The organism is Streptomyces sp. CB02923 (assembly GCF_001905005.1).
GTDB lineage: Bacteria > Actinomycetota > Actinomycetes > Streptomycetales > Streptomycetaceae > Streptomyces.
Genome location: NZ_LWKZ01000023.1, coordinates 417,724 through 441,417, shown reverse-complemented (window position 1 = coordinate 441,417; position 23,694 = coordinate 417,724). Strand labels below are relative to the sequence as shown.

The following is a 23,694-nucleotide window of genomic DNA, read 5'->3' as shown; positions in this document are numbered from 1 at the left end:
GGAACTCGGCCGGCTCGTCCGGCCGCAGAGGCAGCCAGAGCACTGTTTTGGTCATCCTGCATGGCTGGTTGTTCGCGGAATGACCAAAAGTGGTGCGCTCGCGGTGGCGTGATCCAGGGGCCATAACTCGGCCGCGGTGACGGTGTCCAGTAGGTGAGACGGAGTCGTGTTGCGCCCCGCAGGACACTCTCTTCGCAGCTCCGACACCCGTCACAGGACCCACACATGCCCTCTACAACTTCTACAGAGAGCAAAGCTGACGTAAAGAACCAACCATGTCATGTGCGGGCAAGTGCAGTCGGCCGACGCCGACTCGGGAACGCTCCACGGTGTCCGGAACCTTTCGTTGACAGTCCGGAAACGCTGTCTCTACGGTTACGGCCACATTCCGGCCCATTTTCTCCTTTCGGCTCATAGTGAGCGACATACCGCTCGTTCACCATTTGCACGTGCGCACGCTTTCTGAAGTCTGCCGCCCCGGTTCGCGCCCTTTCACGGCCTGAAGACGCCACGCGAACGCAGCAATCCAGAAGAAGGAGACACGGTGACCCCCGCCCTCGTCGAAAAGCAGACCCACCGCCTGTCCGAGGCCGAAACACACAAGCTCTGGCAGCTCTCCCGGCTCGCTGCCGACGCCTCGGAGGCATCGGCCCTGGCGCTTTCCGGTCTCCTTCTCGATCTGCCGAAACCCGTACGCACCGCCTTGCTCGAATTCGCCGAAGGCAGTGCCGAATCGGGGTTCTTCCTGCTGCGCGGAGTCACCGTCGGCGACCTTCCCGACACCCCGGCCGTCCACCACTCCGGCGCTCTCCGGGGCCACCCCACCGACGGCACCCTCACCCTCGTGGCGGACCTGCTCGGCTCACTCATCGGCTACCTGGACGAGAAGGACGGAGCGCTCATCCACGACGTGCACGCCGTGCCCGGGGAGGAGCGGCGCATCGAGAACAGCGGGTCGGTGGCCTTCGACTTCCACACCGAGAACGTCCACCACCCGCTGCGCCCCGACTACCTGGGCCTGCTGTGCCTGCGCCAGGACCACGAGGGCGTCGCGGCCACCCGCGTCGCCTCGATACGCGAAGCCGTCCGGCACCTGACCGACGAGCAGGTGGCGGTCCTGCGCACCCCGCAGTTCCACAGCTCCTACCCGGCGTCCTTCACCCGGGGCAGGACCGGCCCGGTGCCGCGCTCCGGCCCGCACCCCGCCGTCTTCGGCCCGTACGACCGGCCGTTCATGCGCTTCAACTCCCACACCACGCACGCCTCCGGCGCCGAGGCGACCGCGGCACTGAAGGCACTGGCCGACGCCCTGGAAGCGGTCTGCCACAACGTCGTACTGGAGCCCGGGGACCTCATCGTGGTCGACAACCACGTGGCGGCGCACGGCCGCAGCGCGTTCGTCCCGCGGTACGACGGCCGGGACCGCTGGCTGCGCCGGTTCTACTCCGTACGCTCCATCCTCGGCTGGACGCAGCACATGATGCCCCGTCAGCGCGTCATCCCGACGATGGAGGACATCCAGGGCGTGCTCTGAGACGCGCCTTCCCGCGTGATCGCGGACCCCGCCGGGCGTGACCGCCCTCGCGCGGTCGGCCACCCCTGGATTCACCCTGCCCGCGCAGTCGCCAGGAACTGCGCGCCCCTTGCACAGAGGACCGGAATACCGTGGATTTCATAGACGTCATAGGGCTGCTCACCGCCGCGGTGGCCGCCGGGTGGGTGGACGCGGTGGTCGGCGGGGGCGCGGTGCTGCTCATCCCCGTCCTGCTGCTCAGCTTTCCGCACCTGCCGCCGGCGACCGCACTGGGCACCAACAAGGTCGCGGCGATCACGGGCACGGCGACCGCCGCCGTCATGTACGCGCGGCGCACGACCCTGGACCGGAAGATCCTCGTACCGGCCGCCGCCTGCGCGGTACCGGCCGGCTCGCTCGGCGCCCTGTCCGCGGCCACCTTCCCCACGGCGTACTTCCGCCCGGTCATCATGATCCTGCTGATCTCGGTCGCCCTGTTCGTGGCGCTGCGGCCGAACTTCGGCACCCAGCCGCCGGCCCGTGAGGTGACGCGGCGGCGGCGCGTCGTCGCCGTACTCCTCGGCGGCTGTGTGGTCGGTTTCTACGACGGGCTGTTCGGGCCCGGCGTGGGCACCTTCCTCATCATCTCCTTCACCACGCTCCTGGCGACGCAGTTCCTGGAGAGCGCGGCGATGTCGAAGGTCATCAACGCCTCGTCCAACCTCGGTGCCCTGCTGGTCTTCGCGTTCCAGGGGAACGTGCTGTGGGCGCTGGGGCTCGGTATGGCCGTGGGCAATGTGACCGGCGCGATGATCGGTTCACGGATGGCCATGAAGAAGGGGTCCGGCTTCGTCCGTACCGTGCTGGTGCTCGTGGTGACCGGCATGGTGACGAAGATGGCGTTCGACCAGTTCGCCTGACGCGGCGGCCGGTCCCGGTGCCGGCCCTTCGCACGGCAACACAGCAACCACCAGCCCCCCAGCACGTCCTGCATCCCTGTACGTCCAGCACGTCCAGCACGCCCAGCACTTGACAGGAACCACGCGAGAACACATCCGACACCCACGCTACGAGAGACCGGAGGCCACCATGGACCCCGTACGGAATCTCGATGAACTACTGACCCTGCCGGACTTCGAGGCCGCCAGTGACGCGGTGCTCGACCAGGGCTGCCGGGCGTACGTCGCCGGCGGCGCCGGGACCGATCGCACGGTACGTGCCAACATCGCGGCGTTCGACGACATCTGGCTCAGACCGCGGGTCCTCGCCAGCACGGCGACCGAGCCCCGCACGGAAGTGACCGTCCTCGGGCACCGCATGGCGATGCCCGTCCTGCTCGCGCCGACGAGCCCGCAGCGGCTGCTGCACGAGGACGCGGAGATCGCCACCTCCCGCGCCGCCGAAGCGGCCGGAGTCGTCCCCGTCGTCAGCACGGACAGCCACGTCCCCTTCCCGGACATCGCCAAGTCGTCCGGCGGCGCCGCCTGGTTCCAGCTGTACGCCTACCGGTCGCGCGACGACATCGCCGCGACGATCGACATGGCCGAGACCGCCGGCGCCTCGGCCCTGGTCGTCACCGTGGACGCCAGCCACGCCGCGCTGCGGGTGCACGCCCAACGCGCCGGGTTCTCCACTCCCGGACACGTGGACTTCGGGACGCTGCGCGCGCTCGGCATCCTGGAGGGCGCGGTACCGGCCGGCGCCCGCATCGACCGGCTGCCCCTGAGCTGGGAAGACCTGCTGTGGATCCGTGCCAGGACCCGGCTTCCCCTCCTGGTGAAGGGCGTGCTGCGGGCCGACGACGCACGGCGGTGCCTGGACAGCGGCGCGGACGGCGTCGTCGTCTCCAACCACGGCGGACGGCAGCTGGACGGGGCGGTGCCCAGTGTGGTCGCCCTGAGCGAGGTCGCGGCCGAGGTCGACGGCCGGTGCGCCGTACTGGTCGACGGCGGTGTCCGCTCGGGCGTCCACGTCGTGAAGGCCCTGGCCCTCGGCGCCGACGCGGTCTGCCTGGGGCGTCCCTACCTGTGGGGCCTGTCGGTCGCCGGGCGCGAGGGGGTCGAGGCGGTGCTGCGGCTCCTGCGCCGGGAGATCGAGGACACCCTCCGGCAGCTGGGCGCGGCCGACGTCAATGAGCTGGGGCCGCACTTCGTGGCCAGGGCCGGCACCGCGGCAGGAACCGGGGCGGCCGCCACGGCCCCCGCATCGGCAGCCGTACCCGTATGACGACTTTCCGAGAACGGAGATCCACCATGTTCCACTTCTCGCGCGGCATCCCCCCGCAGGAAGCGATTCCCTCGCGGCAGCTCGCGGAGCACACCTCCGCCGTCCTGCGGGACAGCGAGGACCGGGTGTTCCAGTACGCGCCGATCGGCAACCACACGGGGGACGCGGCGCTGCGGGAGCAGCTCGCGGCCTTCCACTCCGTCGGCGCCGACCGGATATTCGTCACCAACGGCTCCCTCCAGGCGCTGGACCTGATCGCCGCGCACCTCCTGGCGGGCGACCGCAAGGACGTGTACGTGGAGGCCCCCACCTACGACCGCGCGGTGCAGATCTTCGAGCGGCACGGCGGGCGGGTCTCCGGCATCACCCTCCGGCACGACGGCCTCGACCTGGACGCCCTCGAAGCCCGGCTGGCGACCCGCGTTCCCGCGCTCGTCTACGTCATCCCGGACTTCCAGAATCCGAGCGGCGTCACCATGAGCGAGGACAAGCGCCGCCGCCTCGTGCGGCTCGCCGAGACCCACGACTTCCTCATCCTGGAAGACATCCCCTACCGGGAGCTGCGGTACGGCGGGCAGGCACCCGCCGGTTTCTCCGAGCTCGCGCCTGCCGGGCGGGTGCTCACGATGGGTTCGCTGAGCAAGATCCTCAGCCCCGGGCTGCGCGTGGGCTACGTCATCGGCGAGCCCGCCACGCTCGGCGCGCTGGCCGCGCTCGCCGAGGGCACCTATCTCTCGCCCGCCCCGCTGCTCCAGGCGGTCGCGGCGAAAGCCCTGGAAGCGGGCCTGGCCCAGGAGAACGTGGCGCGGACCCGCGAGCTGCTCGGCCCCCGGCACGACGGCGCGGTCAAGGCCGTACGCGAACTGCTGGGCGAGGACGCGCTCATCGCCGTCCCGCACGGCGGCTACTACGTGGGCGTGCATCTGCCCGTCGCCACGGACGAGAACGCCTTCCTCAAGGCCGCGGCGGCCGGGAGCCTGAAGCTGACCCGGGGTTCGGGCTTCTATCCGGGCGATGCGGCGCCGCCGGAGGGCAGGGTCTTCCTGCGGCTGCCGTTCCAGTCCTTCGAGCCGGACGAGTTCGCCGCCGGCGTCGAGCGGCTGGCGGCGGTGGCGTCGAAGGGCTGACGAACGGATGCCGGACGGCTTCGGACGGCTTCGGACGGCTTCGGGCGGAAGACTCCCGCCCGGAGCCCGTCCGGCAGTCGACGGGCGCAAAAGAAGGGAAAGGCGGCTCCGTATGGGCCACTCTTGATGTGAACGGCACGCGGTGATTTCCCGCTCGGCTGGGAGCCTCCCGGCCCCGTTACGCCTTTCGCCCCCTTTTCGAACACGAGAACGTGTCATTCAGGCATCTCCCGGGCAACCACGGCAAAGCACGGGGAAAATAACTCCCAAAGCTGGCCAACTGGCGAAAACGTGACCCGGTAACCGCTCACCGCGGGAGGAATCTGGGGTCGTTTCGTGGAGTGGCGTGCCGAGCGAGTCCGCCACGTGGCCCCGGGAGGAGCCCTCGTATGTGGCGTGGCAGGGCGAAGGCAGAACGTGCCGCGGCGGACGCGGCCGAACGGCTGATGGCGGCCGGGCGGCTGCTGAGCCGGGCACCGGTTTCGGCGGACGGGCGCGCGGTTTTCCGTACGGATCAGAGCGTGAATGACGCGCCTTACCGGGAGCGGTGGGCGCACGACAAGGTGGTGCGTTCCACCCACGGGGTGAATTGCACGGGATCGTGTTCGTGGCAGGTATTCGTCAAGGACGGGCTCATCACCTGGGAGACGCAGGCGACGGATTATCCGACGACGGGCCCGGACCGCCCGGAGTACGAGCCCCGGGGCTGTCCGCGCGGAGCCTCCTTTTCCTGGTACACGTACTCGCCCACCCGGGTGCGCCATCCATATGCGCGCGGCGTACTGGTGGAGATGTACCGGGAGGAGCGGGAGCGGCTCGGGGACCCGGTGGCGGCCTGGGCGGAGGTCACCGGCGACCCGGACAAACGGCGCCGCTACCAGCGGGCCCGCGGCAAGGGCGGACTGGTGCGCATCGGCTGGGACGAGGCGCTGGAGATCGCGGCCGCCGCCCACGTACACACCATCCGGACTCATGGTCCCGACCGGGTGGCGGGCTTTTCGCCGATTCCGGCGATGTCGATGGCCTCGCACGCGGTCGGCGCCCGGTTCATGGCGCTGCTCGGCGCGCCGATGCTCTCGTTCTACGACTGGTACGCGGACCTGCCGATCGCCTCGCCGCAGGTCTTCGGCGACCAGACCGACGTACCGGAGTCGGGTGACTGGTGGGACGCGGCGTACCTGATGCTGTGGGGCTCCAACGTGCCGGTCACCCGCACCCCCGACGCGCACTGGATGGCCGAGGCCCGCTACCGCGGCCAGAAAGTCGTCGTGGTCTCCCCCGACTACGCGGACGCGACGAAATTCGCCGACGAATGGCTGCACCCCCACCCGGGCACCGACGGAGCCCTGGCGATGGCCATGGGCCATGTGATCCTGCGCGAGTGTTTCGTGGACCGGCAGGTGCCGTACTTCACGGACTACGTCAAGCGGTTCACGGACCTGCCGTTCCTCGTCGAGCTGGAGGAGTACGGAACGGGCGGGGCGGGTGCGGAGGGCGGGGCGGCCCGGGTGCCGGGGCGGTTCGTCACGGCACAGGACGTGGGGGCGGCGACGGACGCCGACGCGGAGGCCCGGCGGTGGATGCCCGTCCTCGTCGACGCGGTCACCGGTGGTCCGGTCGTACCGGGCGGGACGCTGGGCGACCGCTGGCGCGAGGGCGGCGAGGGGCGCTGGAACCTGGATCTGGGGGAGGTCGATCCGCAGCTGAGCCTGTACGGACGGCCGGACGCGACCGCCGCGCGGGTGGTGCTGCCGCGCTTCGACCAGGAGCAGGGCACGCCGGAGCGGGAGCAGAGCACGCCGGAGTGGGAGCAGGGCACGCTGGAGCGGGAGGTGCCGGCGCTGCGCGTCGGCGGGCGCCTGGTGACCACAGTCTTCGATCTGCTGCTGGCCCAGTACGGGGTGGGGCGGGCCGGTCTGGGCGGGCAATGGCCCGGCTCTTACGAGGACGCGGACGTGCCGTGCACTCCGGCGTGGCAGGAGACCCTCACATCGGTGTCCGCGCGCGCTGCGGTGCGGGCAGCGCGGGAGTTCGCGCGTACGGCGGAGCAGACCCGGGGCCGCTGCATGATCGTGATGGGCGCGGGCACCAACCACTGGTTCCACTCGGACACCATCTACCGGTCCTTTCTGTCCCTGCTGCTGCTCACCGGTTGTCAGGGCGTCAACGGCGGCGGCTGGGCCCACTACGTGGGCCAGGAGAAGGTGCGGCCGTACGCGGGCTGGCAGCAGCTGTCCACGGCCGCCGACTGGGTCCGCCCGTCACGGCAGATGGCCAGTACGCCGTACTGGTATCTGCACACCGGCCAGTGGCGGTACGACCGGGCCCCGGCCGACGCGCTCGCCTCCCCGGTCGGCCGGGGCCTGTTCGCCCGGCAGCACACCGCCGATCTGGTGGCCCGCTCGGCCCGCCGGGGCTGGATGCCGTCGTACCCCACCTTCGACGCCAATCCGCTGGACCTGGGCCGACGGGTCCGCCGGGCGGGCGCGGAGCCGGGCCGGTGGGTCGCGGACGAGCTGGACGCCGGACGGCTCTCCTACGCCTGCGAGGACCCGGACGCACCGGCCAACTGGCCGCGCGTGCTGACGGTGTGGCGGGCCAACCTGATCGGCTCCTCGGCCAAGGGCAACGAGTACTTCCTGGGCCACCTGCTGGGCGCCGACGACGACGCGGGCGCGCAGGAGGCACCGCCCGAAGTGCGCCCGCGTGATGTCACCTGGCGTGAGCAGGCGCCGCGCGGCAAGCTGGACCTGCTGCTGGCGCTGGACTTCCGCATGACGTCCACCACCTTGTTCGCGGATCTCGTGCTGCCTGCCGCGACCTGGTACGAGAAGCACGATCTGTCCAGCACGGACATGCACCCCTACGTGCACGCCTTCTCCCCTGCCATCGACCCGCCCTGGCAGGCCCGTACCGACTTCGAGATCTTCCACGGGCTCGCCCGGGAGGTGAGCCGGCTGGCCGCCGGGCGCCTGGACGACGCGTGCGACCTGGTGGCCACGGCTCTCCAGCACGACACGGCCGCCGGTGAGGCGCCGCCTCCGGGCCCGACCGGGCCGCGGTTCACGCTGGTGGAGCGGGACTACGGCGCGCTCGCCGACCGGCTGGCGGCCCTCGGCCCGCTGCCGCGGGAGCAGGGCATGACCGTCAAGGGCGTCACCGTTCACGCCGGTCCGGAGACGGACTGGCTCGCCGCCCGCTGCGGCACGGCGGCCGGGGGCGCGGCGCGCGGCCGCCCGCTGCTCGACACGGACGTGAAGCTGTGCGAGGCGATCCTCGCCCTCTCCGGCACCACCAACGGACGGCTGGCCGCCGAAGGTTTCCGGGCGCTCGCCGGGCGCTGCGGCACGGGCCGCGGCCTGGAGGAGCTGGCCGCCTCGGTGGCCGAGCGGCGCATCGTCTTCTCCGACACCCAGGCCCGTCCGGTGCAGGTGTCGGCCAGCTTCGAGTGGTCGGGCAAGGAGGCACCCGAGCGCCGGTACGCGCCGTTCACCGTCAACACCGAGCACGGCAAGCCCTGGCACACCCTCACCGGGCGCCAGCACTTCTACCTCGACCACGAGTGGATCGCCGAGTTCGGCGAACAGCTGCCCGTCTACCGGCCGCCGCTGGACCTGACGGCGCTCGGCGAGCTGCCGCGCCCCGGCGCGTCCGCCGAACGGTCGGTGACCGTGCGCTATGTGACGCCGCACTCCAAGTGGTCCATCCACTCCGAGTTCCAGGAGAACCTGCTGATGCAGACCCTGGCCCGCGGCGGCCCGGTGATCTGGATGAGCGTGGCGGACGCCGAGGCCGTGGGCGTGACGGACAACGACTGGATCGAGGCGGTCAACGCCAACGGCGTCGTCGTCGCCCGCGCGGTCGTCTCCCACCGGATGCCGCCCGGCACGGTGTTCATGTACCACGTGCAGGAACGCCTGGTGAACGTGCCGCTGTCGCAGACCACCGGGCGGCGCGGCGGTGTCAACAACGCGCTGACCCGGCTGCTGATCAAACCGACCCATCTCATCGGCGGCCACGCCCAGCTGTCCTTCGCCCCCAACTACTACGGCCCCACCGGCAACCAGCGCGACGCGGTCACCACCATCCGCCGCCGCTCCCAGGAGGTCAGCTACTGATGCGCGTGATGGCACAGATCGCGATGGTCATGAACCTCGACAAGTGCATCGGCTGCCACACCTGCTCGGTCACCTGCAAGCAGACGTGGACCTACCGCGCCGGCACCGAGTACGTGTGGTTCAACAACGTCGAGACCAGGCCCGGCCAGGGCTACCCCCGCGGCTACGAGGACCAGGACACCTGGCAGGGCGGCTGGCGGCGCAAGCACGGCCGGCTCGTGCCGCGCAGCGGCGGCCGGGCCCGACGGCTGGCCCGGCTGTTCGCCAACCCCCGGATGCCCACACTGGACGCGTACTACCAGCCGTGGACGTACGACTACGAGACCCTCACCGGCGCGCCGCTCGGTGACAACGTGCCCACCGCGCCGCCCCGCTCCCTCGTCGACGGCCGCCCCACCGACATCACCGGCGGCCCGAACTGGGACGACGACCTCGGCGGCGGGCCCGCGCAGCTCGCCGGCGATCCCATTCTGAAGAAGATGAGCGAGCGGGTGCGCCTGGAGTACGAGCAGGCGTTCATGTTCTACCTGCCCCGCATCTGCGAGCACTGCCTCAACCCGTCGTGTGTGGCCGTGTGCCCCTCCGGCGCCCTCTACAAGCGCATCGAGGACGGCATCGTCCTCGTCGACCAGGACCGCTGCCGCGGCTGGCGCATGTGCGTGACGGGCTGCCCGTACAAGAAGATCTACTTCAACCACCGGACCGGCAAGGCCGAGAAGTGCACCCTGTGCTATCCGCGGCTGGAGGCGGGCGATCCGACCGTGTGCTCCGAGACGTGCGTCGGGCGGCTGCGCTATCTCGGTGTCGTCCTCTACGACGCCGACCGGGTCGGCGAGGCCGCCGCCACTCCCGACGAGCGGGACCTGTACGAGGCCCAGCTCTCCTGTTTCCTCGACCCCTTCGACCCCGAGGTCGCCCGCGCCGCCGAGGCCTCCGGCATCCCGCACGACTGGGTCACCGCCGCCCGCGACTCCCCCACGTACGCGCTGATCAGCACCTACAAGGTGGCGCTGCCCCTGCACCCGGAGTACCGCACGATGCCCATGGTCTGGTACGTGCCCCCGCTGTCGCCGGTGGTGGAGTCGCTGACCGCCACCGGGCACGACGGTGAGGATCCGGCCAAGCTGTTCGCGGCCATCGACGCGCTGCGGATTCCGCAGGAGTACCTCGCCCATCTGTTCACGGCGGGCGACACGGCGCCGGTGGAGGCCGCCCTGTGCCGGCTGGCCGCGATGCGCGCGCACATGCGGCGCGCCAATCTCGGCGAGGAGCAGGACCCGGCAATCGCCGCCTCGGCGGGCATGACCACCGCGTCCCTGGAAGCCATGTACCGGCTGCTGGCCGTGGCCAAGTACGAGGAGCGCTACGTCATTCCCACCAGCTACACCAGCGCCGGTCCCGGTGGTGCGGACGACGGTTGCAGTCTGGAGGGCGCGGGGGCGCCGGGCATGTACGACCCGGAGGGTTTCCACGCTCCGCCCACCGCGGCGCCGCGGGCCGAACACGCGGGCACCTCGCTGCGGGACCGGGTGAACCTCCTGAACTGGAACGGCAGTGGCCGCCCCGCCGGTCTCTTCCCCCGTCGGCGAGGAGAGTCGTGAACGCCTCTCTGGTCCACCAGGCCGCGTCCCTGCTCCTGACCTACCCCGGGCCGGACTGGCCCGCCCGGCACCGGAGTGTGCGCGCGGCGCTGCGGCCGGACACGGGCGGACAGGCCGCTCTCCTGCTGCGGTTCTGCACCCGCGTGGAGGAGGAGACTCCGCTGGCCCTCGCCGCGCGGTACGTCGCCACGTTCGACCGCAGCCCCCGCCGCACCCTGCATATGACCTACTACACCGACGGCGACACCCGCAGGCGCGGCGGCACCCTCGCCCGGCTCAAAGCGCGCTACCGCGCCGACGGCTGGCAGCCCGCCCCGGACGAACTGCCCGACCACCTTCCCCTGATGCTGGAATTCGCCGCCCGCGTCCCGGCTTCCGGACGCGCTCTGCTCACCGAGCACCGGGCCGCCCTGGAGCTGCTGCGTCTCGCTCTGGAGGACTACCGCAGCCCTTACAGCGAAGTCCTCGACGCGGTCTGCCGCACCCTGCCCGGTCCGCGCCCCGCCGACCGTGCCGCCGCCCGCCGCCTGGCCCGTACCGGGCCCCCGCCCCTGGAGACCGTGGGCCTGGGCCCGTTCCCCGCCTCCGCGTCCCGAGGAGACCGAAGGTGAACCCTCTGCACACCGCGCTGTGGGGCGTGCTGCCCTACGTCGTCGTGACCCTGCTCGTCGCGGGCACCGCCTGGCGCTACCGCTACGACCGCTTCGGCTTCACCACCAGCTCCAGCCAGCTGCACGAGAGCACGCTGCTGCGCATCGGCTCGCCGCTGTTCCACTACGGCCTGCTCTTCGTCGCCGCGGGCCATCTCACCGGCCTGCTCATCCCCGAGTCCTTCACCGACCGCGTCCACGTCCACGAGTGGCTCTACCACGCCAACGCCCTCGCGATCGGGGGCGTGGCGGGGCTGGTCACGACGGCGGGCCTGGCCGTCCTGGTCCTCCGGCGGCTCCGTGTCCCCGCGGTGCGCGCCGCCTCGCTGCGTACCGACCGCATCGTGCACCCGCTGCTCGCCGCGACGCTGATCGCCGGGCTGGCCGCCACCGCCACCACCACGAGCGCTCATCCGTACGACTACCGCCAGGGCGTCTCGGTCTGGTTCCGCTCCCTGTTCACGCTCACCCCGGACGTGCCGGTCATGGCGCACGCGCCGCTGGTCTACCAGCTGCACGCCCTCCTGGGCATGGCGCTGTTCGCTCTCTGGCCGTTCAGCCGTCTCGTGCACGCCTTCACCGCGCCGGTCGGCTATCTGTTCCGTCCGTACGTCGTCTACCGGTCGCGCGGGGCGCGGGGCGGCATCCGCCGGTGAGGGGGCGGACGGCTGTTCCGGGCGCGCTGGTCCGCCGACGCCCGGCTACTGGTCCAGCATCCCCTTGCGCAGTTGCGCCAGGGTCCGGGTGAGCAGCCGCGAGACATGCATCTGCGAGATGCCGAGTTCGGCACCGATCTGAGCTTGCGTCATTTCCTGGACGAAGCGCATCTCGATGATGCGGCGGCGCCGCTCGTCCAGTTCGTGCAGGAGCGGGGCGAGCGTGTTCAGGTTCTCGACCAGTTCCATCGCCGGGTCGTCGTCGCCCATGACGTCGGCGATGGCACGGCTGTCGCCGGCCGCGCCGGAGCCGTCCCCGGGGCTGTCCAGCGGTCCCGCCGTGTAGCCGTTGCTGGCGGCGATGGCGTCGACGACCTCGTCCTCACCGATCTTCAGGTGGGCGGCCAGCTCGCGGGCGGTGGGCTCGCGGCCCAGGTCGGCGGAGAGCTGCTCGCCCGCCCTGGACAGTTCGACCCGCAGTTCCTGGACCCGGCGGGGAACGTGCACGGCCCAGGTGGAGTCCCGGAAGAAGCGCTTGATCTCACCGACGATGTACGGGACGGCGAAGGTGGAGAACTCGACCTCGCGGGAGAGGTCGAACCGGTCGATCGCCTTGATCAAGCCGATGGTTCCGACCTGGATGATGTCTTCCGAGTGGCCGAGGTCCTGGCCCCGGCCGCGGAAGCGGGAGGCGGCGAACCGCACCAGTGAGAGATTCATCTCGATCAGGGTGTTGCGTGCGTACTGGTATTCGGCCGTCCCCTCCTCCAGGGCGGCCAGCCGGGCGAGGAACAGTTTCGACAGTGCCCGCGCGTCCCGGGGAGCCACCTTCGTCGCGTCCTGGAGCCGGGGCAGCTCGGGCGCCTGCACCGCCTCCGCGGCCGCTGCCGCCTCCGGTCCCGCTGCACTGTTCTGCACGGCAAGCATGGTCACGTCTTCACCCTTCACAGTACGTACGGTCAGGTGCACCTGCCCTACTCTTAGGTGTTCAACCCTTGCCAGTGGGAAACAGTTGCCCATGAGGTGGCGGACGATCGGCCGGGGCGGTCCCGAAGAGCGCTCACGGTGGTCCGGCCTTCATGGCCCGTCCTGCTCTCGGTAACATTTGCCGGACGGCAACGAAGATCGCGTGCGGTGGGACGAGCACCGCACGAGCAGCACACCCCGCGCGCTTGTGCTGCCGCCAACCACCTAGAAAGGACCATGGGTTGAGTTCCACCGAGGCCGCGGCACGCGAGCGTGTCATCGGCGCGCTGCGCGCAGAATCCGACACCGTCTCCGACCGCTGGGTGCAGCTGCAGCTCGCCCAGGACGAAATGCGCGACATCGTCAGCGAGGGCGAACTTCGGGAGGAAGCCGACGCCTTGCTCGGTGCCCTCCTACAGGGCCTGGAGAGCGACGTTCCGGCGAACCGGGTGGTGGCCACCGACCGGCCGCTGCGCCAGGCCGTGATCGACGTCTCCATGCGCAGGGCCCGCGCCGGCGCCATGCCGACCGTCACGTCCCTGGCCATCCTCTCCCTCAAGGAAGCGCTCCTGGAGGCGGTGCAGCGGCAGACCCGGGACACCGAAGAGCTGTTCACCACCGCCGTCCTGATAAACCGGCTGCTGGACAGCGCCGGCGCGCTCTCCTTCGAGACGTACGTGGAGGGCCGCGAGGAGATCATCCGGCGGCAGAGCCGACAGCTCCTGGAGGTGTCCACGCCGGTCGTCCGCCTGTGGCGCCAGGTGCTGGCCGTACCGCTGATCGGTACGCTCGACACCACCCGTACCCAGGTGGTGATGGAGAACCTCCTGGAGGCGATCCAGGAGCACGAGGCGCTGGTCGCCATCATCGACATCACCGGGGTACCGACCGTGGACACCGCGGTCGCCCAGCACCTGATGCAGACCGTCAACGCGGTACGGCTGATGGGCGCGGACTGTGTGATCAGCGGCATCCGGCCGTCCATCGCGCAGACCATCGCCCAGCTCGGCATCGACCTGTCGACCATCCTGACCCGCACCACCCTCGCCGACGCGCTGGCCGCCGCCGTCAAACTCACCGAAGATGCCTCCACCCACACGTCCACGGGCGTGCGGGAGAACCGGTGAATGCCCGGCCCACGGCCGGCGTGCCCATCCTCAGACTGGGCGACGTCCTGGTCACCGGGCTGCTCAACGAGCTGGACGACGCCACGGTGGTGGCCTTCACCGAGGAACTGACCACCCGTATCACGGCCGACCGGGCCCGCGGTGTGCTCATCGACATCTCGCGTCTGGAGATCATCGACTCCTTCGTGGCGCGGACGCTGATGGAACTGACCACCATGGCGCGGCTGCTCGGCGCCCGGGTGATCGTCGCGGGTATGCGTCCCCCGGTGGCCATGACCCTGGCCGAACTGGGACTGCGCCTGACCGGTGTGGAGACCGCCCTGAACGCGGAACACGGCATGGCGGCCCTGGGCTGGCATCAGAGTCCCCGTCCCTCAGGAGAGGTACCGCATGAAGGGACCCGGTGAATACGGTGGTACCGGCGCCGTCGGTACCACGACGCTGAGCGGTGACAGCACGGAACAGGCCGGCCTCCCGGCCGGGCCCACGGTGCTCACCGTGCGCAGCGAACAGGACCTGCTGGCGATCCGGCACGCGGTGCGCGACGCCACCCTCACGGTGGGCTTCAGCATCGTCGACCAGACCCGGGTGGTCACGGCCGCCAGCGAACTGGCCCGCAACGCCTACATCCACGGAGGTGGCGGCACCATCAGGATCGAGTACCCGACCCGGCCCGGCGCGGTGGGCCTGCGGCTGACCGTCGGCGACGCCGGACCCGGCATCGCCGACGTCGACGCGGCGCTCACCGACGGCTACACCACCGGCACGGGTCTCGGACACGGGCTGGGCGGCGCGCAGCGCCTGATGGACGAGTTCGAGATCCGTACCCGGGAGGGCGGCGGTACGACGGTGACCGTGACGCGGTGGGCCGACCGTTGACCCTGATCCCCACCGTGCATCCGACGGCGTACATCCCCGTCGACCACTACAGCGCCGTGCATGTCGCCGCACAGAGCGCGCGGTCGGTCGCGGAGCGCTGCGGGCTCCAGGGGGCGCTGCCCGACCAGGCCGCGGTGATCGCGTCCGAACTGGGCAGCAACCTCGCCAAGCACGCGGTGGACGGGGCGCTGTACGTGCAGGCGCTGCCGCTGGGCAACGGTGTGGAGATCGTCGCCGCGGACCGCGGGCCGGGGATGCGGGAGTTCCGGCGCTGCCTGGCCGACGGGTACACGACGACCGACACGCTCGGTGCCGGTATCGGCGGAGTCAACCGCATAGCGACCAGTTTCACCGTCCGTACCCACGAGCCCGGCGGCACCGTGGCCTGCGCCCGGCTCACGCCGCCGGAGGACGCGGAGTCCGCTCGCCGGGCGGTCGGCGCGATCTGCCTGCCCGCCGAGCGGGAGGAGGTCAGCGGCGACGCGTGCGCGGTGACCGAGACCGAGCAGGGGCTGACCGCGATCGTGGTCGACGGCCTCGGGCACGGTCCGCAGGCGGCCGAGGCGGCGCAGCTCGCGCTGCGTACCTTCGCCAGGGCGCCGGACCAGCCGCTGCCCGGCCTGCTGACCACCGTCCACCGGGCCCTGCGGCGCAGCCGGGGCGCGGCCGTCGGGCTGCTGCGGCTGCACGCCGGACGGGCCCAGTACTGCGGCATCGGCAACATACGGTGCCTGACGCTCACGCGGCAGGACGTCCAGAACCGCCTGACCGGCCAGCCCGGCGTGGCGGGGCTGGAGATGCCGCAGCCGCTGGTCCGCGACATGCCGTGGGAGCCCCACTTCACCGCCCTGATGCACACCGACGGCATCGACCACCGCTGGGCGTACAGCCCGGACCCCTTCCTCATCCGGCTGCCCGCGCCGCTGCTGGCCCCGGCCCTCGCGCACGGCCACCGCCGCAGCCGGGACGACGCGACCGTATTCACCGCCAACCTCCACCAGAGACTCTCGTGAGACGCCACACCTTCCATGCGCTGCCGGCGCTGCGCCACGCCGTCCGTCGGCTGGGCGCGGCCAACGCCCTGCCCGTCGAGACCCGGGCGCGACTCGTGCTGTCCGTGAGCACGCTGGCCGACACGGCGATACGTGCCGGGTACGGAGTCACGCTGGAGTCGGCCCGCAGGGGTGCGGCGGATCGTTCCTCCGCTGCCGGTTCCGCGGACGCGGGTTCCGGCGGGGCGCCGGGGAGCGCCGCCGGAACCGCGGCCGGTCCTCAGGACGCCGGGGAGCCGGGTGCCGGTTCCCGGGACGGCGCTTTCCCCGACGGGAACGGTTCCGGACGAACGGACGGAGACGGGACGGCTGCCGGAGTCCCCGGGGCCCGCACGGGCAGCGGGGACGCCGCGGGCGGCGACACCCGGAGCACCCCGTCCGCCGCTGCCCGCGACGCCGCGGGTACCGCCGACGGCTCCCCCGCGGGGGCCGGTTTCCTGGCCGTCACCCTGCGCGCCCCCGCCCCCGTGCTCGCACCGCCCTCCGGTGCCAGGCTGCTGCTCCCCGCCGAGGTGTCGCCCGACGCCGCCACCTGGCACGTACCGCTCCCGGCCGGGACCCCGGAGGTCCGGATCCCGCCGGGGCGGCTGCCGGGCAACGACACGGCGGGCGGCAACGGCCGACGGCCCGGCAGCGGCGCCGCGCCCCTGCCGACGGGCCCGTCCGACGGCAACGGGGACGGCTCGGCGACCGATCCGGCCACCGAGAACCGCCTCCTGGAGGAGGAACTGCGGGTCGCCCTGACCCGGGTGGACTCCCTCGCCGCGGACCAGCGCCGGCTGACGCACGAACTGGCCGAGACGAACAGCGGCGTACTGGCCCTGTACGTCCAGCTGGAGGAGCGCGACGAACAGCTGCGCACGGCCCACGGCCACATCCTGCGCGAGCTGGAGGACGCACTGCGCCCGCCGCCGATCGCGGTGGACGGGCTGGAGCTCGCCGTCCACTACGCGCCGGCCGGTACCGACGCGCCCACCGGCGGCGACTTCTACGACTGGTTCACACTGCCGGACGGCACGGTGCACATCACCGTCGTCGACGCGCTCGGCCACGGCGTACGCAGTACGCGCAGTGCGCTGAACGTCACGCACGCCGTGCGGACGCTCGCTCTGGAGGGCCACCCGCTGAAGTCCATCGTGGCCCGGACGGACGAGATCCTCTCGCCGCTCGACCCGGAGCTGATGGCCACGGTGCTGCTGGCCCGGATCGACCCGGTCAGCGGGGACCTCCTGCTCGCCAACGGCAGCCACCCCCCGGCGCTGGTCGTGCGGGCCGCGGGAGGGGAGGAGTATCTGGAGGTCCGGGGGCGCGGGGTGGGTTATCCGTTCCCCGGCAGCGAGCGCCTGCTGCACTCGAAGCTGGACGAGGGTGACCTGCTCGTCCTCTACACCGACGGGCTGACCGAGAGCCGCCGCGATCCCCGGGAGGGCGAACAGCGGCTGGCCGAGAGCGCCCGGCAGCACCGGAACCGGCCGGTCGGGGAGATCCCCGGCGCCATCGCCGAGGACATGCACACCGTCATCCTGCACTCCGACGACACGCTCGCGCTGGCGGTCCGGCCGTCGCCGCGCTCACGCTGAGCGGCTGCTCCGCCGGGCGACGACCGCGCTGACGGTCTTGCCCTGGGGGAAGGTCTCCACGGAGGTGGAGACGGCGAGGCGGCGGACCATCGGCCAGCCGAAGCCGCCGCCCTCGCCGCGTACGTCCGGATTGCGCTCGCACGGCGGCACGGGGCTGGAGTCGGTCACACCGACCGTCACGGCGCCGGGGCCTGCGGCCAGGCTCAGGGTGCAGCTGCGGGTACGGGTGTGCCGGACGGCGTTGGTGACGAGTTCGGAGACGACCAGGACGACGGCGTCGGCGGCGTCCCGGTCCGGCGGCGGTCCCAGTCCTTTCAGGAAGTCACCGGCGACATCCCGTGCGACGGCTGCCGCTTCGGGGCAGTTCTCCAGCGTCACCACCAGCGAGGGCGCAGCGGAAACCCTGTGCGGGGCTGTGGCGCTGCTCATCGGGCTCACCTCGTTTCCCGTTGGACCGTAAGGCGTACAAGTAGGCAGCTTTCCCGCCAATCCACGGAGCAATCACCCTGACACATAGGGAATCGGGCGTTCCTCATGGGGTGGTATCCGGCCTCGGCGGAGTGCTCGCAAGCGCTGCCCACAGACCGCGTACCCGTTCCGTGCCGGGGTACCGGAAAAATTTCGGGCCGCCCGGCGACGGGACCGGCCGGGAAACCGGGGTACCCGCGAATACGGCCGTGCGCGGCCGCGGGGGCGGGTGTCCCTCCGCGCCCCTTCACGAGATCAAGGAGGAATACGCCATGTCGTGCTCGCCGCTGGAGCGTGCGGACCGCATTTCGCCTGGCAGCTGTCGGTGCCGGGGGCGGAGAATAACTTCGTGGCGGAACTCACAGAGGTGAAAGCCCAGGACCGCATCGCCCGGAAAACGACGGAGAGCGTCCGGCACGCGGGCGTACCCCGGTGAATTCCGGTATCTCGCGGAGACCGCCGCTGCGGGCCGAGACCGGGCGGACACCCCCGGACCCCGGGACCGAGACCGGGCGGCCCCCCGGAGCCCGGCGCCGGAGCGCGGGGTTACTTCCCCGCGCTCGCCACGCCGTCGGCCGCCACCGCTTCCGGCACCGTCTCGTACAGCGGGAGCACCCCTTCGAGGCCGGTCAGCTCGAAGAGCCGCCGCAGGCCGGGCGAAGGGGCGGCCAGGCGCAGCCGCCTGCCCAGTGCGGCGTGCTGCTGGAGCAGCACGTTGACGGTCGTGGAGTCCGCGAAGTCCACCTCGGAGAGGTTTACGACCACCGGTCGCGCGTCGGCGTCCGCCGCGGGTCCGTCCGTGGCGTCGCCCGCCGCGCGCAGGGCCTCTTCCAGTGGTGCGACGGTGTCGATGTCGAGCGGGCCGGTGACGGTGACGACCACCGCGCCCTCGGCACGGTGGCCCTCCCGCACCACGACCTGCGTCGGCCGGTCTGCGCTGGGCTGTGGCTGCACGGTCATCCTCAGGGCGGTCATGGGATCGGTGGCCGGATCCGGACTCCCGTCCGGCCGGTTCGGATGATCAACAATAGAAGTGATTGTTGCCGTTTGACAATATTCCAGAAAGGCAACAATCTTGTCCCCATCACTGAGCAACGCGGCTCTGCTCGGAGTGACTTCGGATCGAGAAGCGGAGCCTGAATGACATCACGCACTGTCCGCGCTGTCCGCGCCGAAAGTGCGGCGGCCGACGCCCGCGTGGCCGTCCTTGGCCGTACGGTGCAAGGAGGCCGCCCTGCGGAACGCGGCCAGCCCCGACGCCAGAGCGGCGACCTGCGCCGGATCCATGCGCGCCACGATGGCCGCGACCTCACCGGTACGGGCCGCCCGGTACTCCTCCAGGAACGCCCGCCCGCGCAGACTCAGCCGCAGCTCCACCTCCCGCCGGCTCGTCGCGCTCTGACACCGCTCGGCCAGGCCCATCGCCTCCAGACGGTCGCAGAGACGACTCACCGCGGGCGGTCGCGAGCCGAGTTCGTCGGCGAGCGCGCGAAGGTTAGTACCCTCGTGTTCCTCGATCACCAGAAGAGCCCGCAACTGGGACGGCGAGACCTGCGCCGAGCGTGCCGTCTCCTGACCGCGACCCCACAGGACCTCCAGCAACTCGGAGGCGGCAAGGGTGGCCTCGGTCACCTGCTCGCGTGGGTGCGACTGACCGGGGAAACGGGACACACGACCACTCTGTCACCCTCCGGCCGCCCACGTCAGCCCGGCCATGTCGAAATCCACCGGAATAAGAATGTTTGAGAGATCGTGACCCTGAGCTGTGATGTGGAAAGAGCAGTCCGCGCAGCGGCGCCGCACGCCTTGGTCGACGCGCTGCGCGCAGCGCTCACCGCGGCCTGCGGAGCCACGTCCGTGCACCTGTTCCTCGCGGACTACGGCGGCACGGTGCTCAGGCCGTTCTCCTCGCTCGGCGAGGACTCCGCGGGCGCGCTGTCCATCTCCAACACCCCGGAGGGACGCGCCTTCGGCAGTCAGGAACGGCACGAGCGGCAGGTCCGGCACGACAGCGCCGTCGACCACCACCTGCCGGTGACGGTCCGCGGCGAACGCCTCGGCATCCTGACCGTCCGGCTGCCCGCCGAGCGCAACCTGCCCGGCACCGCCGACGACCTGGCCCACGCCGCGGACCTGCTCGGCCACGAGATCCTCGTCGCCGAGCGGGACACCGACGTCTACCAGCGGGCCCGCCGTACGACCCGGCTCACCCTCGCCGCCGAGATGCAGTGGCAGCTGCTGCCCGCGCGCGCCTGCACGGCCGAGGAGTACGCCATCGGCGCCCAGCTGGAGCCGGCCTACGCCATCCACGGCGACAACTACGACTGGGCCTCGGACGCGGACGAGCTGACCCTCGCCGTCACCAACGGCATGGGCACGGGCGTCGAGGCGTCGGTCCTCTCCCACCTCGCCGTCAACGCGCTGCGCAACGCCCGCCGCGCCGGCATCGGCATCGCGGACCAGGCCGCCCTCGCCGACCAGGCCCTCTACGGTCAGTACCGCGGCTCCGCCTACGTCTCGACGCTGCTGCTGCGCTTCGAACTCGCCACCGGCCGGGTGGAGGTCGTGGACGCCGGCTCCCCGCAGCTGTGGCGGCGCCGGGGCCGGACCATCGACCGCGTCGCTCTCGAACCGCAGCTGCCGCTCGGCATGTTCGAGGAGACGCAGTACGTGGTCCAGGAGTTCGAGGTCCTCCCCGGCGACCGGCTCATCTTCGTCAGCGACGGGGTGTACGCGGCGGTCTCGCCGCCGGGCGAGGAGTACGGCGAGCACGCCCTCGCCCGCGCGATCCACGCCACCAGCCTGCTCCCCGCGGCGAGCGTCCCCCGGGCCGTCCTGCGCGACCTGACCGAATACCGCGACGCGGAGTCGATGGACGACGCGCTGGTGCTCTGCCTCGACTGGTTCGGGAAGTCGGGGAACCGGGGCCGGTGAGAGGGGCCCGACCGTACGGCCGGGAGCTCCCCGGCGGCGCGACGGGCCGCGCGTACCGAAGCGCGCGGCCCCTTGCCTCCGGCGGCCGGGCCTGACCGCCCCTACTTCTTGATCCAGCCCTTCCTCGCCAGGGCGTCGCACGTGGCCACCGGGTCCTTCTTCCCCTTGTACTGCTTCTTCACTTCCTTGAGGCAGTCCGCGTACGGGAACGGGGGCCCGGTCTTCGACACCCGGTCCACCCGGGGGTGAGCCGCGGAGGCCGCCTCGGCGGCCGTCCCCGTGAACAGCACACCGCTCATCGCAACAGCCGCGGCCAGGGCGAAACTCATCCGTCGCATGGTTTACCTCTCTCTTTGGGGCACCTTGGTGCACCTTTCGGGGCACCTCCGCGCCGGAGCCCGGTGCTCCGGACGCGCGTGAGCCTTCCGGCAGCTCGTCGCGGACCAGCGGCTCGAAAGGGCTCGTCCACGCCAACGAGCCGGTCCGCCCGGGGAAACGCCGTCCGGTCCGTGGTCGCCCCGTTTGCCACGGACACGGAATCCTTACGAGTGCACCGCGGAATGCGGCAAGCCACTCCCCTCTCCTTCCGTACCACCTCCGCGGAATTGGCCATGCCGTCGGCGCCGGTCGCCGTACACCATTCCCGTCAGTGGCACCGACGCCCGACCGAGCACCGGAGGAGACCGGCATGGGAGAACGCGACACCGACACCTGCGGGGACGGACGGGTGAAGATCGCCGTCATGGACGCGGGCATCGGACTGCTGGCGGCAGCCGCCGCGGTACGCCGGCTGCGGCCCGACGCCGACCTCGTCCTTTCCTCGGACCCCGACGGCATGCCCTGGGGACCCCGCACCCCGGAGGACATCACGGCCCGTGCCCTCGCCGTCGCCGAGGCGGCCGCCGCGCACCGGCCGCAGGCGCTCATCGTCGCCTGCAACACCGCCACCGTGCACGCCCTGCCCGCGCTGCGCGCCCGCTTCGAACCCGGACTGCCGGTCATCGGCACGGTCCCGGCGGTCAAACCGGCCGCCGCCGGTGGCGGGCCCGTCGCCGTCTGGGCCACCCCCGCCACCACCGGAAGCCCGTACCAAAGCGCGTTGATACGGCAGTTCGCCGACGGTGTGCGCGTCACCGAGGTGCCGTGCCCCGGGCTTTCCGACGCCGTGGAGAACGCGGACGAGGCGGCCGTCGACCTCGCGATCACCGCCGCGGCGCGGCACACCCCGGACGACGTCAGGGCCCTCGTTCTCGGCTGCACCCACTACGAACTCGTCGCCGGACGCATCCGTGCGGCCGTCCGGCACCCCGGCCTGCCGCCCGTCGTCCTCCACGGCTCGGCCGACGCGGTGGCCACCCAGGCCCTGCGCCGGTCCGGCCTCACGCCCACCCCCGACGCCCCCGCCACGGGCACCCTGACCACCATCCTCAGCGGCCGCGAGGCACCCCTACCGGCCGCGGCGCCGACGTACGCCGAAGGCCGGCTCCTCCTCGGTCCCGTCACACACGGCTGACACCCCGGCCGGGCCGACGCGCCGCGGCACGCCGGGGCAGGAGCAGCGGAGTCGCCAGGATGAGGAGGCCGGCGGCCGCGATGGCCGTGCGGGGGCCGGTGGCGGCGGCCAGCAAGCCGCCCAGGGCGGTCAGTGCCGCGATGGTGAGTTTGACGGTCACCGACCACGCGGACAGGGTGCGGGCGACCCGGTCCTCCGGTGTCCGGTCGAGGCGGTACGCGGCGAAGACCGGCGTGAACACGCTCATGCAGGTGATCATGCCGAACTCGACGGCCATGACGAGCATCAGCCCGGAGACGCCCGGGTGAACGAAGACCAGGCCGAGCAGCCAGCAGGCCCGCAGCGCCCCGGCGGTACGCAGGACCGCGTGCTGCCCGTACCGCGCGACCAGCCGGTGGGACAGCCGTGAGCCGACCAGGCCGCCGACGCAGGGCACCGCGAAGGCCAGGCCGTACTGCCAGGGGGCGAAGCCGAGAGGGCCCAGCATGAGGACGGCGAGGAGCGGCTGGGTCGCCATGGTCAGACCGTTGACCAGGACCATGTTGAAGAACAGCGGGCGCAGGGCGGGGTGGGCCAGGATGTACCGCCAGCCTTCGAGCAGCCCGTCGGCGCGCGTCCGCGGCGGCGGCCCGGTCCGGACCGGGCGCGGCTCCCCGCCGCCGATCGCCCGGATGCCCGCGGCCGACAGCAGATAGCTGACCGCGTCGGTCAGCACGGTCACCACCGGCCCGCACAGCGCGACCGCGGCTCCGCCGAGCGGCGGCCCGAGCACCGTCGCGGTCCAGGTCGTCGCTTCGAGCCGCCCGTTCGCGGCGATCAGGTCCGGGGACCGTACGAGGGCCTTCAGGCAGGCGCCGGCGGCGGCGTTGAACGTGATGTCCGCCGCCGCCACGACGACCGCCACGATCAGGAGCTGGACCAGGCCGAGCCGGCCGAGCACGAATGCGGCGGGGACGCTGGCCAGCGCGGCGCACCGGGTCAGGTCCATCGCGATCATCACGGACCGCTTGCGGCGGAACTCCACCCACGGGCCGAGCGGCACCGCCAGCACCGCTCCCGCGGCCGCTCCCGTCGCCGCCAGCGCCGACACCTCGGCGGGCCCGGCGTGCAGCGCCAGGATGGCGAGGAGGGGGAACGCGTCGAAGGCGATCCGCGTCCCGAACGTACTGACCGCGTACGACATCCACAGCCACCGGAACCGCCGTCCCAGCGACGGCCCCGACCTCGCCCCCCACATCTGCGGTGCCTCTCCCGTCTCCTTCTGCCGCGACGGCTGGAGCGCCG

At 71.9% G+C, this 23,694-nt stretch carries 21 protein-coding genes and 1 pseudogene; 16 read left to right on the top strand and 6 right to left on the bottom strand.

Features of this window, described 5'->3' with window-relative positions; genetic code table 11:
* The first annotated feature begins 544 nt into the window (after nt 1-544).
* The 8 genes from A6A06_RS20490 (at nt 545) to narI (ending at nt 11,891) form a co-directional block, all read left to right on the top strand.
* Entirely contained in the window at nt 545-1,534 is a 990-nt protein-coding gene (locus A6A06_RS20490; protein ID WP_073762730.1) for a TauD/TfdA family dioxygenase, read from the top strand.
* A 131-nt stretch (nt 1,535-1,665) separates the two neighbouring features.
* Nucleotides 1,666-2,433, top strand: a complete 768-nt coding sequence (locus tag A6A06_RS20485; RefSeq protein ID WP_079194165.1) for a TSUP family transporter — start codon at nt 1,666-1,668, stop codon at nt 2,431-2,433.
* A 169-nt stretch (nt 2,434-2,602) separates the two neighbouring features.
* Nucleotides 2,603-3,739, top strand: a complete 1,137-nt coding sequence (locus A6A06_RS20480) for an alpha-hydroxy acid oxidase (RefSeq protein ID WP_073762728.1) — start codon at nt 2,603-2,605, stop codon at nt 3,737-3,739.
* A gap of 26 nt (nt 3,740-3,765) precedes the next feature.
* Nucleotides 3,766-4,866 (top strand): aminotransferase-like domain-containing protein, encoded by a 1,101-nt coding sequence (locus tag A6A06_RS20475; RefSeq protein WP_073762727.1) that lies wholly within the window; start codon nt 3,766-3,768, stop codon nt 4,864-4,866.
* 389 nt (nt 4,867-5,255) lie between these two features.
* Nucleotides 5,256-8,984, top strand: a complete 3,729-nt coding sequence (locus A6A06_RS20470) for a nitrate reductase subunit alpha (protein WP_073762726.1) — start codon at nt 5,256-5,258, stop codon at nt 8,982-8,984.
* A complete protein-coding gene (gene narH / locus A6A06_RS20465; protein ID WP_073762725.1) occupies nt 8,984-10,585 on the top strand; it encodes a nitrate reductase subunit beta in 1,602 nt (533 codons plus the stop codon). Before A6A06_RS20470 ends, narH begins: the two co-directional genes overlap by 1 nt.
* On the top strand, nt 10,582-11,196 hold the full coding sequence (gene narJ, locus A6A06_RS20460; protein WP_073762724.1) for a nitrate reductase molybdenum cofactor assembly chaperone: 615 nt from the start codon (nt 10,582-10,584) through the stop codon (nt 11,194-11,196). Before narH ends, narJ begins: the two co-directional genes overlap by 4 nt.
* Nucleotides 11,193-11,891: a respiratory nitrate reductase subunit gamma gene (gene narI / locus A6A06_RS20455; protein ID WP_073762723.1), complete on the top strand. Its 699-nt coding sequence runs from the start codon at nt 11,193-11,195 to the stop codon at nt 11,889-11,891. Before narJ ends, narI begins: the two co-directional genes overlap by 4 nt.
* Nucleotides 11,892-11,936: 45 nt before the next feature.
* Here the strand turns inward: narI and A6A06_RS20450 are convergent, their stop codons facing one another.
* Entirely contained in the window at nt 11,937-12,818 is an 882-nt protein-coding gene (locus tag A6A06_RS20450) for a SigB/SigF/SigG family RNA polymerase sigma factor (protein ID WP_073763264.1), read from the bottom strand.
* A 281-nt stretch (nt 12,819-13,099) separates the two neighbouring features.
* Between A6A06_RS20450 and A6A06_RS20445 the strand changes: the two genes are divergently transcribed.
* The 5 genes from A6A06_RS20445 to A6A06_RS42890 are packed head-to-tail and all read left to right on the top strand — an operon-like array spanning nt 13,100 to nt 17,495.
* The gene (locus tag A6A06_RS20445; RefSeq protein ID WP_073762722.1) at nt 13,100-13,984 is read left to right on the top strand and encodes an STAS domain-containing protein; all 885 of its coding nucleotides are present in this window, start codon (nt 13,100-13,102) and stop codon (nt 13,982-13,984) included.
* Nucleotides 13,981-14,391, top strand: coding sequence for an STAS domain-containing protein (locus A6A06_RS20440; protein WP_073762721.1), 411 nt, complete (start codon nt 13,981-13,983; stop codon nt 14,389-14,391). The genes A6A06_RS20445 and A6A06_RS20440 overlap by 4 nt, the downstream gene beginning before the upstream one ends.
* Entirely contained in the window at nt 14,375-14,863 is a 489-nt protein-coding gene (locus A6A06_RS20435; protein ID WP_079194164.1) for an ATP-binding protein, read from the top strand. Before A6A06_RS20440 ends, A6A06_RS20435 begins: the two co-directional genes overlap by 17 nt.
* Entirely contained in the window at nt 14,848-15,876 is a 1,029-nt protein-coding gene (locus tag A6A06_RS20430; RefSeq protein WP_242440847.1) for a SpoIIE family protein phosphatase, read from the top strand. Before A6A06_RS20435 ends, A6A06_RS20430 begins: the two co-directional genes overlap by 16 nt.
* Nucleotides 15,873-17,495, top strand: coding sequence for a SpoIIE family protein phosphatase (locus tag A6A06_RS42890; RefSeq protein ID WP_242440846.1), 1,623 nt, complete (start codon nt 15,873-15,875; stop codon nt 17,493-17,495). The genes A6A06_RS20430 and A6A06_RS42890 overlap by 4 nt, the downstream gene beginning before the upstream one ends.
* Here the strand turns inward: A6A06_RS42890 and A6A06_RS20420 are convergent.
* The gene (locus A6A06_RS20420; protein WP_073762719.1) at nt 17,487-17,924 is read right to left on the bottom strand and encodes an ATP-binding protein; all 438 of its coding nucleotides are present in this window, start codon (nt 17,922-17,924) and stop codon (nt 17,487-17,489) included. The two genes, A6A06_RS42890 and A6A06_RS20420, sit on opposite strands and share 9 nt — an antisense overlap.
* A 346-nt stretch (nt 17,925-18,270) precedes the next feature.
* On the opposite strand from A6A06_RS20420, the pseudogene A6A06_RS42885 reads away from it, so the two are divergent.
* Nucleotides 18,271-18,390: pseudogene (locus A6A06_RS42885) on the top strand (SRPBCC family protein); the annotation flags it as partial.
* A 119-nt stretch (nt 18,391-18,509) separates the two neighbouring features.
* Here A6A06_RS42885 and A6A06_RS20410 read toward each other — a convergent pair.
* Both A6A06_RS20410 and A6A06_RS20405 read right to left on the bottom strand, forming a co-directional pair.
* Nucleotides 18,510-18,923: an STAS domain-containing protein gene (locus tag A6A06_RS20410; RefSeq protein ID WP_073763261.1), complete on the bottom strand. Its 414-nt coding sequence runs from the start codon at nt 18,921-18,923 to the stop codon at nt 18,510-18,512.
* Between the two features lie 186 nt (nt 18,924-19,109).
* Nucleotides 19,110-19,634, bottom strand: a complete 525-nt coding sequence (locus A6A06_RS20405) for a MarR family winged helix-turn-helix transcriptional regulator (RefSeq protein WP_073762718.1) — start codon at nt 19,632-19,634, stop codon at nt 19,110-19,112.
* A 99-nt stretch (nt 19,635-19,733) separates the two neighbouring features.
* On the opposite strand from A6A06_RS20405, the gene A6A06_RS20400 reads away from it, so the two are divergent.
* Complete coding sequence (locus tag A6A06_RS20400) at nt 19,734-20,897, top strand: PP2C family protein-serine/threonine phosphatase (protein ID WP_242440845.1); 1,164 nt, start codon at nt 19,734-19,736, stop codon at nt 20,895-20,897.
* A gap of 101 nt (nt 20,898-20,998) precedes the next feature.
* Here A6A06_RS20400 and A6A06_RS20395 read toward each other — a convergent pair whose 3' ends face one another.
* Nucleotides 20,999-21,226, bottom strand: a complete 228-nt coding sequence (locus tag A6A06_RS20395) for a hypothetical protein (protein ID WP_073762716.1) — start codon at nt 21,224-21,226, stop codon at nt 20,999-21,001.
* Nucleotides 21,227-21,624: 398 nt separating this feature from the next.
* On the opposite strand from A6A06_RS20395, the gene A6A06_RS20390 reads away from it, so the two are divergent.
* Entirely contained in the window at nt 21,625-22,410 is a 786-nt protein-coding gene (locus A6A06_RS20390) for a glutamate racemase (protein ID WP_073763260.1), read from the top strand.
* Here A6A06_RS20390 and A6A06_RS20385 read toward each other — a convergent pair.
* Complete coding sequence (locus A6A06_RS20385; RefSeq protein WP_073762715.1) at nt 22,397-23,647, bottom strand: MFS transporter; 1,251 nt, start codon at nt 23,645-23,647, stop codon at nt 22,397-22,399. The genes A6A06_RS20390 and A6A06_RS20385 overlap by 14 nt on opposite strands.
* Nucleotides 23,648-23,694 lie beyond the last annotated feature (47 nt).

What these genes read in the sequence shown, in the direction of transcription:
- A6A06_RS20450 (WP_073763264.1), bottom strand. Translation starts at nt 12,818, where the DNA reads ATGCTTGCCGTGCAGAACAGTGCAGCGGGACCGGAGGCGGCAGCGGCC.
- A6A06_RS20395 (WP_073762716.1), bottom strand. Translation starts at nt 21,226, where the DNA reads ATGAGTTTCGCCCTGGCCGCGGCTGTTGCGATGAGCGGTGTGCTGTTC.
- A6A06_RS20475 (WP_073762727.1), top strand. Translation starts at nt 3,766, where the DNA reads ATGTTCCACTTCTCGCGCGGCATCCCCCCGCAGGAAGCGATTCCCTCG.
- narH (WP_073762725.1), top strand. Translation starts at nt 8,984, where the DNA reads ATGCGCGTGATGGCACAGATCGCGATGGTCATGAACCTCGACAAGTGC.
- A6A06_RS20385 (WP_073762715.1), bottom strand. Translation starts at nt 23,647, where the DNA reads ATGTGGGGGGCGAGGTCGGGGCCGTCGCTGGGACGGCGGTTCCGGTGG.
- A6A06_RS20480 (WP_073762728.1), top strand. Translation starts at nt 2,603, where the DNA reads ATGGACCCCGTACGGAATCTCGATGAACTACTGACCCTGCCGGACTTC.
- A6A06_RS20470 (WP_073762726.1), top strand. Translation starts at nt 5,256, where the DNA reads ATGTGGCGTGGCAGGGCGAAGGCAGAACGTGCCGCGGCGGACGCGGCC.
- A6A06_RS20410 (WP_073763261.1), bottom strand. Translation starts at nt 18,923, where the DNA reads ATGACCGTGCAGCCACAGCCCAGCGCAGACCGGCCGACGCAGGTCGTG.
- A6A06_RS20435 (WP_079194164.1), top strand. Translation starts at nt 14,375, where the DNA reads ATGAAGGGACCCGGTGAATACGGTGGTACCGGCGCCGTCGGTACCACG.
- A6A06_RS20420 (WP_073762719.1), bottom strand. Translation starts at nt 17,924, where the DNA reads ATGAGCAGCGCCACAGCCCCGCACAGGGTTTCCGCTGCGCCCTCGCTG.